At 60.4% G+C, this 12,276-nt stretch carries 11 protein-coding genes; 7 read left to right on the top strand and 4 right to left on the bottom strand.

Translation table 11 applies throughout. From position 1 onward, the window contains the following. The first annotated feature begins 15 nt into the window (after positions 1-15). The 7 genes from ACX0MV_RS08485 to ACX0MV_RS08455 all read left to right on the top strand — a co-directional run bounded on the left by ACX0MV_RS08485 (position 16) and on the right by ACX0MV_RS08455 (position 5,593). Positions 16-1,020, top strand: coding sequence for an alpha/beta fold hydrolase (locus ACX0MV_RS08485; protein WP_458982059.1), 1,005 nt, complete (start codon positions 16-18; stop codon positions 1,018-1,020). A 155-nt stretch (positions 1,021-1,175) separates the two neighbouring features. Continuing rightward, on the top strand, positions 1,176-1,664 hold the full coding sequence (gene rraA, locus ACX0MV_RS08480; protein ID WP_458982058.1) for a ribonuclease E activity regulator RraA: 489 nt from the start codon (positions 1,176-1,178) through the stop codon (positions 1,662-1,664). Between the two features lie 25 nt (positions 1,665-1,689). Then, entirely contained in the window at positions 1,690-2,685 is a 996-nt protein-coding gene (locus ACX0MV_RS08475) for a zinc transporter ZntB (RefSeq protein WP_458982057.1), read from the top strand. Between the two features lie 57 nt (positions 2,686-2,742). After that, positions 2,743-2,988, top strand: coding sequence for a CrfX protein (locus tag ACX0MV_RS08470; RefSeq protein ID WP_458982056.1), 246 nt, complete (start codon positions 2,743-2,745; stop codon positions 2,986-2,988). Between the two features lies 1 nt (position 2,989). Beyond that, positions 2,990-3,814: a mechanosensitive ion channel family protein gene (locus ACX0MV_RS08465; protein WP_458982055.1), complete on the top strand. Its 825-nt coding sequence runs from the start codon at positions 2,990-2,992 to the stop codon at positions 3,812-3,814. An 88-nt stretch (positions 3,815-3,902) separates the two neighbouring features. Then, positions 3,903-4,493 carry an RNA polymerase sigma factor SigX gene (gene sigX, locus ACX0MV_RS08460; RefSeq protein WP_458982054.1) on the top strand — a complete coding sequence of 197 codons (591 nt, stop codon included), beginning with the start codon at positions 3,903-3,905 and terminating at the stop codon, positions 4,491-4,493. 107 nt (positions 4,494-4,600) lie between these two features. Continuing rightward, complete coding sequence (locus ACX0MV_RS08455; protein ID WP_458982053.1) at positions 4,601-5,593, top strand: OmpA family protein; 993 nt, start codon at positions 4,601-4,603, stop codon at positions 5,591-5,593. A gap of 104 nt (positions 5,594-5,697) precedes the next feature. Here the strand turns inward: ACX0MV_RS08455 and cobA are convergent, their stop codons facing one another. The 4 genes from cobA to nirB form a co-directional block, all read right to left on the bottom strand. Beyond that, entirely contained in the window at positions 5,698-6,435 is a 738-nt protein-coding gene (cobA, locus tag ACX0MV_RS08450) for a uroporphyrinogen-III C-methyltransferase (protein ID WP_458982052.1), read from the bottom strand. A 67-nt stretch (positions 6,436-6,502) separates the two neighbouring features. Next, positions 6,503-9,232, bottom strand: coding sequence for a nitrate reductase (locus ACX0MV_RS08445; protein ID WP_458982051.1), 2,730 nt, complete (start codon positions 9,230-9,232; stop codon positions 6,503-6,505). A 33-nt stretch (positions 9,233-9,265) separates the two neighbouring features. Next, entirely contained in the window at positions 9,266-9,592 is a 327-nt protein-coding gene (nirD, locus tag ACX0MV_RS08440; protein ID WP_458982050.1) for a nitrite reductase small subunit NirD, read from the bottom strand. Next, the gene (nirB, locus tag ACX0MV_RS08435) at positions 9,589-12,045 is read right to left on the bottom strand and encodes a nitrite reductase large subunit NirB (RefSeq protein WP_458982049.1); all 2,457 of its coding nucleotides are present in this window, start codon (positions 12,043-12,045) and stop codon (positions 9,589-9,591) included. The genes nirD and nirB overlap by 4 nt, the downstream gene beginning before the upstream one ends. Positions 12,046-12,276 lie beyond the last annotated feature (231 nt).

The raw sequence follows: 12,276 nt of genomic DNA, 5'->3' as shown, positions 1-12,276 counted from the left end.
ACCAGAGCGAAGACGATGCAAAGCAGCAGTGAGCTTTTCCCCGTCGCCTTGATCAGCGCGGAGTTTCGGGGTGACTTGAGCGAAGACGTCTATCTCCTCAAGCCCAACAACAGTCCGGACGCCAGTGTCGAACTGGCACTGACCCGGCTTGGTCGCGCAGGTCACGAGCAACACCGTGGCGTTCCGCTGATACTGATCCCGGGTAGTTTTTCGAACAGACGCTTCTGGTACTCGCCCAAATGCATCGGTCTGGGTCCTTATCTCGCACGGGCCGGTTTCGATGTGTGGATCGCCGAAATGCGCGGCCACGGTTTGTCGCCGCGCAACCAGTGGTACAGGCAAAACCGGGTTAGCGACTATGTGCGGTACGACCTTCCGGCAATTGCCGACTTCATCTACGAGCAGAACCCGCAGAAGGCGCACTGGCTGGGCCATTCGTTAGGCGGCATCACCTTGGCGGGTGCCCTGGGTGGACACTATCTGCAGCAAGAGAGGGTTGCTTCGGTAGCTCTATTTGGCAGCCAGATAAGTCGGGTTTACTGGCCGCTGAAGTTACCACCGTTGGAGTGGGGCGGAAGCTTGTTGCTCAGGGGCTTCAATGTGATTTCCGGCCCGCGTTTGAAGCGCGGCCCTGAGGACGAACCCATTGGGTTGGCCCTGGAAAGCCTGCGTTGGCACGGGCTGTTCGGCCGCTTTGGTGACTCCGAGCATGACTGGTGGGCCGGTTTGGCTGAAGTCAAGGTACCGGTGATGGCAGTCGGGGCTGTCGGTGATAAGCAGGATCCAGCCTGGGCGTGCCGCAAGTTGCTTGAGCAGTTCGGTTCGCCGGTGTCGGAATTCGTCTGCCTGGGGACAAAGAATGGTTTTTCCACCGACTTCGGCCATGTGGAAATGCTGGTCAGCAAAGAAGCGCAGCGCGAAGTCTGGCCGCTGATCGAACAGTGGCTGCATAAGAGTCCGCTGGTTGCTGCGGTGAACGAGGAGAGCGCCGAGGTCCCTGCGCAGCTGTCGCTTGGCTAGTTGGCAGAGCGAGGTGCCAGCAAGCGGCTGCGGTTGGACGGGGATACGGGCTCATAATCAGCAGCGCCACTCGGGCCCCGAGTTGTAACCTGATGCGGACGGGTGATTGCATTGTTCGATGCGATAACTCTATTACTTACTAGAAGGAGTTTGTCATGCACTACATCACCCCTGATCTCTGTGACGCCTACCCGGACCTGGTCCAGGTCGTGGAGCCGATGTTCAGCAACTTCGGCGGTCGTGATTCGTTTGGTGGCGAAATCGTCACGGTCAAGTGCTTCGAAGACAACTCCGTGGTCAAGGAGCAGGTCGAGCAGCCTGGCAAGGGCAAGGTGATGGTGGTCGACGGTGGTGCTTCGCTGCGTCGCGCGCTGCTGGGCGACATGCTGGCGGAAAAAGCCGCCAAGAACGGCTGGGAAGGCATTCTGGTTTACGGCTGCGTGCGCGATGTCGATGTGCTTGCGCAAACCGATCTCGGTATCCAGGCGCTGGCCAGTCACCCGATGAAAACCGACAAGCGTGGCATCGGCGACCTCAATGTGGCCGTGACCTTCGGCGGCGTGACATTCCGTCCGGGCGAGTTCGTGTACGCCGATAACAATGGCGTCATCGTGTCGCCAAGCGCTTTGCAGATGCCGGCATAAGATTTACTTGAGCGCGGGTACGGGGATGCACGAACAAGACAATGCAAGAGGGGCGCTGGTCCACGCGTTCGTGCTGGATGGCGAAGGCGGTGCGCGACCGATTGCTCAAGAGCAGCTCGCGACTATCGTGTTGGATGACCGGGAAAGTCTCTGGCTGCATTGGGACCGGGGTCATCCGCACACCCAGACATGGCTTCGTCGCGATAGCGGATTGAGCAGCTTTGCCTGCGACCTGCTGCTTGAGGAAAATACGCGACCGCGTCTACTGCCGCTGCCGGAGCACGAAATGCTGCTGTTCCTGCGCGGCGTCAACCTCAATCCGGGGGCTGAGCCGGAAGACATGGTGTCGTTGCGTATTTTTGCCAGCGCCCGTCGAATCATCTCGCTGCGTTTGCGTCCGGTGCGCGCTACTGAAGAGCTTATCGCCGAACTGGCAGCCGGCACCGGTCCGAAATCCGCCTCCGAAGTGATCCTCAGCTTGGCGCATCACCTGACGGACAAGGTCGAGAGCCTGGTCACTCAGCTGTCCGAACAGGTGGACGCCCAGGAAGAGCAGATCGACGCCGCAGAACGCCATGTTCCCGATCACGCCCAGTTATTGCAGATGCGCCGACGCGCGGCCAGCCTCCGGCGCTTCCTGGCCCCGCAACGGGATATCTACGCTCAGCTGACCCGCAACCAGCAGCCCTGGTTCGTTGCCGACGACACTGATTATTGGAACGAACTGAACAACCGTCTGACCCGCTATCTGGAAGAGCTGGAGTTGAGCCGCGAGCGGGTCAGCCTGGTGCTGGAGGCGGAAAATCGGCGCATGGATCAGCGGATGAATCGCACCATGTACCGCTTCGGCATCATCGCCGGGGTGTTCCTGCCCATCACCTTCCTAACCGGTCTGCTGGGAATGAATGTGGGCGGTATTCCTGGCGCGGACAGCCAATATGGCTTCCTGGTGGTGTGTTTGCTGATTGTTGCGGTGGCATTTGGGCAGTGGTGGTTATTACGCCGCCTGCGCTGGGCCTGATGTGACTTGCCGATTTCCCAACTCGTCTAGCCGACACACCCTGTGAGGCGCCGCTCCATGCATGATCCATTTGAAGAATCCCTGCGCGATCTTCTCAAGTCGCCGACGTCAAACCACGACGACGATGCCTGCCTGAACCGCGTGTTGAAGACCGCCAATCGGCAAGTGGGCGCTGGTGATCTGTTCGCGCTCATGGGGCACTGGGTTGGCGCGTTGATGATTGCAGTAAATAGCGGCTCGACCCATGTTACGCCCGTCTCCCGCCGCCATCCTTCCGCTCGTTTTACAGATAAGGCTGACTGAAATGGAACTCGATCCCTGGACCCAAAGCCTGATTGCCGCGATGACCGCACTCTGGACCAAAGTCGCTGGCTTTATCCCTAACCTGTTCGTGGCATTGATTCTGGTATTGCTTGGTTTCGTCGTCGCCAAGCTGCTCGATACGCTGCTTTCGAAACTGCTGGGCAAACTCGGCCTGGATCGCCTGATGGCGGGTACGGGCCTGACCAAGCTACTGAGCCGGGCCGGCATTCAGGTGCCGGTGTCGACCCTGATCGGTAAGATCGTTTACTGGTTCGTGCTGCTGATCTTTCTTGTCTCGGCGGCTGAGTCCCTTGGCCTTGAACGGGTGTCCGCAACCCTCGACGTTCTCGCTCTTTATTTGCCGAAAGTGTTCGGCGCGGCCCTGGTGTTGGTGGCCGGTATTCTGCTGGCGCAACTGGTCAGCGGGCTGGTGCGAGGCGCTGCCGAAGGGGTGGGGCTGGACTACGCGAATGGCTTGGGGCGTATCGCCCAAGGCCTGGTGATCATCATCAGCATTTCCGTGGCGATCGGTCAGCTCGAGGTCAAAACGGACCTGCTGAATAACGTGATTGCGATCGTTCTGATTTCGGTCGGGCTCGCCGTGGCGCTGGCGCTAGGTCTGGGCAGTCGCGAAATTGCCGGGCAGATTCTCGCGGGCATTTATGTACGCGAGCTTTACGAAGTTGGGCAGCACATGCAGGTAGGGGATGTGGAAGGTCAGATCGAAGAGATTGGCACGGTAAAGACCATTCTGCTGACGGATGCGGGTGAGCTGGTCTCCATCGCCAATCGGACGATCCTCGAGCAGCGGGTAAGCAGCCGCTGAGGCCGTAATCCCTGCTAATGTATGCCGCCAGCCAGCGAACTGATTCCGGCGCTGGCAGCCATTGACCTGACTGTCGGCTCGACTCGTTTTGAATAAAGTTCAACCGCAACCCGTGCGTTACGATCCCCGCGAGCTCTCGGATGAGGAGCTGGTGGCGCGCGCCCATGAAGAGCTGTTTCACATCACCCGTGCTTACGAAGAACTGATGCGCCGCTACCAGCGCACATTGTTCAACGTGTGCGCGCGATATTTAGGAAACGATCGCGACGCGGATGATGTCTGTCAGGAAGTTATGCTGAAAGTTCTTTATGGCCTAAAGAACTTTGAAGGAAAGTCAAAGTTTAAAACCTGGCTTTACAGCATTACTTATAACGAATGCATCACCCAATATCGCAAAGAGCGGCGCAAACGCAGACTTATGGATGCGCTAAGTTTGGATCCGCTTGAAGAAGCAGCAGAAGAAAAGAACCCGAAAGTTGAAGATCGGCAAGGTCTGGATCGCTGGCTCATCCATGTCAACCCCATTGACCGGGAAATTCTGGTGCTACGTTTTGTCGCAGAGCTCGAGTTTCAGGAGATCGCTGACATCATGCACATGGGCCTGAGCGCGACAAAGATGCGCTACAAACGTGCCCTTGATCGGCTGCGTGAAAAATTTTCGGATACGCCTGAAACTTAATAAGCGTAAATACGTCAAACTATTCGGTTAATTATGTTAATGTTCGCTGCTGAGTTGTCTTGTGTTTGTCAGACAACTTACTGACCACCAAGATAGGGATTTACAGAATGAAATTGAAAAACACTTTAGGCGTTGTCATTGGCTCACTGCTGGCTTCTTCTTCTCTCAGTGTGTTAGCTCAGGGTCAAGGCGCAGTCGAAGTGGAAGCTTTCGGCAAGCGTGCATTTTCCGAAAGCAATCGTGAAGTAACCGATGGCAACCTGTTCGGCGGTAGCATTGGTTATTATCTGACCGATGACGTCTCGCTGAACCTGTCGCATGGTGTGTACCGCAGCATTCGCTCGCAGGACACTCTGCCAGGTTCCACCCACGGTCGTGAGCAGATCGACGGCACCCTGAGCACCATGGAAGCCGTTTACCACTTCGGTACCCCAGCTGCCCAGAGCCTGCGTCCGTACGTTTCTGCTGGCTTCGGTCACCAGGATCTGGACAACACCTTCACCCGTGGCGACGACAAGACCACCTTCGCTATCGTGGGTGCCGGTGCCAAGTACTACTTCACCGAGATGTTCTTTGCTCGCGCCGGTGTAGATGTACTGCACAGCCTGGATACCGAAAACACCGAATGGCAAGCTGGCGTTGGTGTCGGCCTGAACTTCGGCGGCAGCACCCGTCCTGTTGCTGAAGTCGTTGAAGCCGCTCCCGAGCCAATGCCTGAGCCGGTTGCTGCTGAAGAGCCGATGGAAACTGTTCGTGTAGAACTCGACGTCAAGTTCGATTTCGACAAGGCCAATGTTAGAGAAGAAAGCTACGGCGACATCAAGAACCTCGCTGACTTCCTCAAGCAGTACCCACAAACCAGCACCACTGTTGAGGGTCACACTGACTCGGTTGGTACTGATGCCTATAACCAGAAGCTTTCCGAGCGTCGCGCCAACGCGGTTCGTGAAGTACTGGTCAATCAGTACGGCGTTGAAGCCGAGCGTGTAAACGCTGCTGGCTACGGCGAATCTCGCCCGGTTGCTGACAACTCGAGCGAGTCTGGCCGTGCAGTCAACCGTCGTGTTGAAGCTGAAGTAGAAACCCAAGTCCAGCAGTAACGGATCTGGTTTCAGAAAAACCCGGTCTCGGCCGGGTTTTTTCTTGCCTGGAAAAAACCGGCGCATGGCCGGTTAAGAACGACTCAGCAGGAACGATGCGCTGGTCAGGCGCGTAGGGCGGCGGTCATGGCTTGTTGTTCAGCGGCGACCTCACCGATGATCAGAATCGCCGGGCTTTTCAGCTGGAAGGACAGGGCGTCCTGATGCATGTGCGCAAGAACGCTGCGGCATTCGCGCTGCTCGGGTAGCGAGGCATTTTCGATCATCGCCACCGGCATATCATCGCGCATGCCTCCGGCCAGCAGGCTTTCGCGAATTTCTGACAGCTTGGCCACGCCCATGTAGACCACCAGGGTGGTACCGCCTTGGGCGAGTGCTTGCCAGTTCAGGCTGCTGTTGTCCTGGGTGTGCGCAGTAACCAGCGTCACGCCGCGGGCAATACCGCGGAGCGTCAGCGGAATCCCGCAATTGGTGGCGCCGGCGAGGCCGGCGGTGATGCCATTGACCATCTCGACTTCAATGCCATGCTGCTGCAGCCAATCGACCTCTTCGCTGCCGCGCCCGAAAATGCATGGGTCGCCGCCTTTCAGGCGTACCACGCATTTGCCCTGGCGGGCGTAGCGCAGCATCAGCCGATGGATGAAGGCCTGCGGCGTCGAGCGGCAGCCCCCGCGTTTGCCGACCCGTACAATGCGCGCTGCCGGGCAGTGTTCCAGCACCGCCGGATTGACCAGATCGTCGATCATCACGACATCGGCCTGATTCAGGGCTCTAACCGCTTTGAGCGTCAGCAGCTCCGGATCACCCGGGCCTGCGCCAACCAACCAGACTTTCGCGTTCATCAGTGTTCTCCCGGATTTGAATAAAATTTGGTCGTGCACAATGGGCGACCGGTGGCAGTTTTCGCCGCTAGGCGAGTTTCGCTGCGACCTTGACCACGGCTTGCTGGCTGATCAGGCGCCTGATTTCCGGTACGCACGAGCCGCAACTGGTGCCGCAGCCCAGCTCCCGCTTGAGGCCGTCGAGGTCCATGCCGCTGGCAATACCTGCACACACTGCGTCTTCGCTGACGTTCAGGCAGTTGCACAGCGTCTTGCCGGCTTTCTTGCCCTTGGCCGTGCCGGGTGGCGCCGATACCGGTGCCAGCAACCAGCGGCGTAGATCCGCATCCGCCACGCCTTCGTTCCACAATGCCTTCAGCCAGTCGCGGGCCAGGGTTTCGCCTGCGAGGCGGATGCTGACGATGCGACCGTCTTCAATGCGCACGCGTTTTCCCACGGCCTTGCGTGGGTCGTCGTAGGCGAGCACCGGGCCTTCGGTCAGGCACAACAGTCGATCGATTTGTGCCAGCAGCTCCGGGCTTGGCGCCACTGCGCTGGCTGCGCGAATCAACAGTGCGGGGCGATCACGGCCGGTGAGCGTGAGGTTGGCATAGGCGAATTCTTCGAACAGCGGGCGCAGCGCTTCGAAACGGGCTTGCACCTCGCCTTCGACCAGGGCGAAGAACGACCAGGGCAGGTCGACCTTTTCAACTTCCACCCCGGCGTGTTTCAACTCGGGCTGTTTGGACAAAGGGTCAAAGGCTGGCTGGGTCAATACATTGGTACCCAGGCCTTTGAGAAAGCGATTGCCCCAATGCATGGGCAGGTACGCCTGGCCCGAGCGCACCGCGTCATCGGCCTGCACCGGCACAATCAAACTGCCACGGCGGCTGCGCACCTTGACCAGATCGCCGCCCTGCAAACGCCGACGGCGCAGCTCATCCGGGTGCAGGGTCAGCACCGCCTCGTCGACATGGCCGAACAAGCGCGCCGCCGTGCCCGTCCGGCTCATGCCGTGCCATTGATCACGCAGGCGCCCGGTGTTGAGGGTCAGCGGGAAGCGCGCTTCGCGTTTCTCCTTGGCGGGGCGATAGGGCTCGGCGAGAAACTGCGCGCGGCCGCTGGCGGTGGGGAACCGTCCATCTTCGTACAACCGCGCGGTTCCCGCGTCGGCGCCCGCCGGAAATGGCCACTGCTGGGGCCCCTGGTTATCCAGAATCGCGTAGCTCAAACCGCTGAGATCAAGGTCGCGCCCTTGGGTCAGGTATTTGTATTCCTCGAAAAGCGCGGGCGGGCCGTCGAAGTCGAACAGGCTAGGCACGCCGGGACGCAGCTGTTGTTCCAGGCGCCGGGCGAAATCGCAGGTAATCGCCCAGTCGGCGCGCGCCTGCGCTGGCGCAGGGACCGCCGCGCGGACATGACTGATGCGGCGTTCGGAATTGGTGACCGTGCCTTCCTTTTCGCCCCAGCTGGCGGCTGGCAACAGCAGGTCGGCGTAATGGCAGGTCTCGGTGGTGAAGAACGCTTCCTGCACCACCACGAACGGGCAGGCGGCGAGGGCTTCATGGACCTTGTTCTGGTCGGGCAACGACTGCGCGGGATTGGTACAGGCGATCCACAGGGCCTTGATCTTGCCGATGCGTACCTGCTCGAACAATTCGACTGCGCTCAGCCCAGGCGCTTGCGGAAGGCTGTCTACGCCCCAGTAGGCGGCGACTTCAGCGCGATGGTCCGATTTGGCGGCGTCGCGGTGGCCCGGCAGCAGGTTGCACAGGCTGCCGGTTTCGCGGCCGCCCATGGCGTTGGGCTGGCCCGTCAGGGAAAACGGGCCGCTGCCGACTTTGCCGATTTGCCCAGTAGCCAGGTGCAGATTGATCAAGGCGCTGTTTTTCGCCGTGCCGGCGCTGGACTGGTTCAGCCCCATGCACCACAGCGAAAGAAAACTCGGTGCCTGGCCGATCAGTCGGGCGCACAGCTGCAGGTTTTCCGCGCTGATGCCGCACAGCTCGCTGACCATCTGCGGGTTGTAGTCACGTACCAGTTCCTTGAGCGCATCGAAGCCTTCGGTATGCGCGTCGACATAGGCGCGGTCGACCCAGCCTTCCCACATGAGGATGTGCAAAATGCCGTGAAACAGCGCGACATCGGTGCCGGGCAGAATCGCCAGGTGCAGATCGGCCAGCTCGCAGGTATCGGTGCGGCGCGGGTCGATCACGATGATCTTCATCTGCGGACGTTTGGCCCTGGCCTCCTCCAGGCGGCGGAACAGCACCGGATGGGCGTATGCCATGTTGCTGCCGGCGATCAGTACACAGTCGCTCTGCTCGATGTCCTGGTAATTGCACGGCGGCGCATCGGCGCCGAGGCTGCGCCTGTAGCCCACCACCGCGGAGGACATGCACAGCCGCGAGTTGCTGTCGATGTTGTTGGTGCCAACCAGGGCGCGGGCCAGCTTGTTGAACGCGTAGTAATCCTCGGTGAGCAATTGTCCGGAGATGTAGAACGCTACGCTGTCGGGGCCGTGCTCGCGAATGGTCGCGGCGAACACGTTGGCCGCGTGGTCCAGGGCGTTGTCCCAGTCGGTTTGGCTGCGGGCGAGGCCTTTGCCCATGCGCAGCTCGGGGTACAGCGCACGGGCGTCGAGGTCGCCGGTCAGGTGCAGAGTAGAGCCTTTGCTGCACAGCTTGCCGAAATTGGCAGGGTGGTCGGGATCGCCCTGCACGCCAAGAATCTTCTCGCCGTCATGTTCGATCAGCACGCCACAGCCGACACCGCAGTAGCAGCAGGTCGAGGCGGTGATCTGGTTGGTTTGGCTCATGGCGTTCGACTCCATACGTGGCGGCCTGCAGGTTTACGCGCACTCGGCTGCGACGTTGAGCGCCAGCAGCACGCGCCCGTTTTCCACCTTGGCGTCATGCCGATGGGCGCAGCCGACGTCAGGCGCCACGGCCTCGCCGCTGGCCAGTTCGATCTGCCAGTTGTGCAACGGGCAGGACACCCGCTTGCCAAAGATCAGGCCTTGCGACAGCGGGCCGCCCTTGTGCGGGCAGCGGTCGTCGAGGGCGAAGACTTCATCGGCCGAGGTCCGAAAAACCGCTATATCGCCCTTGGGGCCGGCGACGATGCGCGAACCGAGTGGGTTGATTTCCTCAAGCGCGCAGATATCCAGCCAATTCATACGGTGGCCTCCTCAATTTCTACAACGGCGATGCGATCGAATTCTTTCTTTAGCAGCGGTTGTTCGATGCGTTCTTTCCACGGGTCCTGTTCGAAGGAGAGGGCGAACTGCAGGCGTGCATTCAGTGCCTTGCGGTTCTCAGCGTCCTCGACCACGGCGTTTTTGATGTACTCCATGCCGACGCGCTGCAGGTAATGCACGGTGCGCTCCAGGTAGAAGGCTTCTTCGCGGTACAGCTGGAGGAAGGCGCCGTTGTATTCGCGCACTTCTTCGGCGGTTTTGAGTTTCACGAAGAACTCGGCCACCTCGGTTTTGATGCCGCCGTTGCCGCCGATGTACATCTCCCAGCCGGAGTCGACGCCGATGATGCCGACGTCCTTGATGCCGGCTTCGGCGCAATTGCGCGGGCAGCCCGACACCGCCAGCTTGACCTTGTGCGGCGACCACATATTGAACAGGTCGTGTTCCAGGTCGATGCCCAGTTGGGTCGAGTTCTGTGTACCGAAGCGGCAGAACTCGCTGCCGACGCAGGTCTTCACCGTCCGGATGGATTTGCCGTAAGCGTGCCCGGACGGCATGTCCAGGTCCTTCCACACCGCCGGCAGGTCTTCCTTCTTGATGCCCAGCAGGTCGATGCGCTGACCGCCGGTGACCTTGACCATCGGCACCTGATATTTGTCCGCCACATCGGCAATCCGGCGCAGCTCGGAGGGGTTGGTCACGCCGCCCCACATCCGCGGCACCACCGAATAAGTGCCGTCTTTCTGGATGTTGGCGTGGGCGCGCTCGTTGATCAGGCGCGACTGCGGGTCGTCCTTGGCTTCGCCCGGCCAGGTGGAAATCAGGTAATAGTTCAGCGCCGGGCGGCAGGTCGCGCAGCCGTTGGGCGTGCTCCAGTTCAGAAACGCCATGGTTTGCGTGATGTTGGTCAGGTGCTCGTCGCGGATGGCCTTGCGCACCTGGCCATGATTGAGCTCGCTGCAGCCGCAGATGGCCTTCTCGCTCTTCGGCTTGACGTCAGCCGCGCCGCCGACGGTGCTGATCAGAATCTGCTCGACCAGGCCGGCGCAGGAGCCGCACGAACTGGCGGCTTTAGTGTGTTTCTTGACCTCGTCGACGCTGAACAGGCCGTTTTCCTGGATTGCCTTGACGATGGTGCCCTTGCACACGCCGTTGCAGCCGCACACTTCCATGCTGTCAGGCATGCTCGCTGCGCTGCTCTGGCCCTGGTGGCCGACGTCGCCAAGGGTGCTCTCGCCGAACATCAAATGATCGCGAATCTGGCTGACATTGTGGTTCTCGCGGATCTGCCGGAAATACCAGCCGCCATCGGCGGTATCGCCGTACAGACAGGCACCGACCAGAATGTCGTCCTTGATCACCAGCTTCTTGTAAACGCCGCCGATCGGGTCGGACAGGGTGATGGTCTCGGTGCCTTCGCCGCCCATGAACTCACCAGCGGAGAACAGATCGATGCCGGTAACCTTCAGCTTGGTCGAGGTCACCGAGCCCTTATAGCTGGCGAACCCCAGCTGGGCCAGGTGGTTGGCGCAGACCTTGGCCTGATCGAACAGCGGCGCCACCAGGCCGTAGGCGATACCTCGGTGGCTGGCGCATTCGCCGATCGAGTAGATGCGCGGGTCGAAGGTTTGCATGGTGTCGTTGACCAGGATGCCGCGGTTGCACGGGATGCCGGCTTTCTCCGCCAGTTCGGTGTTCGGCCGGATACCCGCCGCCATCACCACCAGATCGGCCGGGATCACGTCGCCGCTTTTGAACTGCAGCGCACAGACCCGGCCTTCGCCGTTGTCCATCAACTCCTGGGTGTGTTCGTTGAGGCGGAAGTGAATGCCGCGCGCTTCCAGGGCGCCCTGCAGCAACTTGCCGGCGTTCTTGTCCAGCTGGCGTTCCAGCAGCCAGTCGCTGATGTGCACGACGGTCACGTCCATGCCGCGCTGCTTGAGGCCGTTGGCGGCTTCCAGGCCGAGCAGACCGCCGCCGATGACGACCGCGTGGCTGTGGGTCTTGGCGGTTTCCATCATCGTCTGGGTATCGGCGATATCGCGATAGCCGATCACGCCCTTCAGGGTGTTGCCAGGGATCGGCAGGATAAATGGGTTGGAGCCGGTGGCAATGAGCAGGCGGTCGTAGTCCGCTTCGCTGCCGTCGTCCGCGATCACCCGGCGCCGTTTGCGGTCGATCTCGACGACCTTGCGGCCGAGCAGTAGCTTGATGCCGTTGTCGGCATACCAGTTGATATCGTTGAGGACGATTTCCTCGAAGGTCTGCTCGCCAGCCAGGACGGGCGAAAGCAGGATCCGGTTGTAGTTCGGATGGGGCTCAGCACCGAACACGGTGATGTCGTAAAGGTCGGGGGCGAGCTTGAGCAGCTCTTCGAGGGTGCGGACTCCGGCCATGCCGTTGCCGATCATCACCAGCTTGAGTTTTTTCATGCCGGCCATCTCCTGAATCAAAAAGTACGGAAAAATTGTCGGGAACAATTTTTAACGTCGCCCCGCGACGGCTTGCAGCGTGGCTGCCAGGTGTGGCGAGCCGTAAAACAAAAAAGGCGTCCCGCCAGTTGCCTAGCGAGGACGCCTTTGTCCTGATCCCGTTCTATCGGGCAGTGCGCTCTCCACGTTGAGGGCCTCACTCTATGTCGGGTGTTGCATAGGGCTACCAAT

The sequence above is a fragment of the Pseudomonas cistanchae genome, from assembly GCF_054483635.1.
Note: the sequence above shows the minus strand (reverse complement) of the source record. Positions and strands in the feature narration are given on the sequence as shown.

Excerpts from the sequence above, each read along its gene's own strand:
- ACX0MV_RS08485 (WP_458982059.1), top strand. The coding sequence starts at position 16 with ATGCAAAGCAGCAGTGAGCTTTTCCCCGTCGCCTTGATCAGCGCGGAG.
- rraA (WP_458982058.1), top strand. The coding sequence starts at position 1,176 with ATGCACTACATCACCCCTGATCTCTGTGACGCCTACCCGGACCTGGTC.
- ACX0MV_RS08475 (WP_458982057.1), top strand. The coding sequence starts at position 1,690 with ATGCACGAACAAGACAATGCAAGAGGGGCGCTGGTCCACGCGTTCGTG.
- ACX0MV_RS08470 (WP_458982056.1), top strand. The coding sequence starts at position 2,743 with ATGCATGATCCATTTGAAGAATCCCTGCGCGATCTTCTCAAGTCGCCG.
- ACX0MV_RS08465 (WP_458982055.1), top strand. The coding sequence starts at position 2,990 with ATGGAACTCGATCCCTGGACCCAAAGCCTGATTGCCGCGATGACCGCA.
- ACX0MV_RS08455 (WP_458982053.1), top strand. The coding sequence starts at position 4,601 with ATGAAATTGAAAAACACTTTAGGCGTTGTCATTGGCTCACTGCTGGCT.
- cobA (WP_458982052.1), bottom strand. The coding sequence starts at position 6,435 with ATGAACGCGAAAGTCTGGTTGGTTGGCGCAGGCCCGGGTGATCCGGAG.
- ACX0MV_RS08445 (WP_458982051.1), bottom strand. The coding sequence starts at position 9,232 with ATGAGCCAAACCAACCAGATCACCGCCTCGACCTGCTGCTACTGCGGT.
- nirD (WP_458982050.1), bottom strand. The coding sequence starts at position 9,592 with ATGAATTGGCTGGATATCTGCGCGCTTGAGGAAATCAACCCACTCGGT.
- nirB (WP_458982049.1), bottom strand. The coding sequence starts at position 12,045 with ATGAAAAAACTCAAGCTGGTGATGATCGGCAACGGCATGGCCGGAGTC.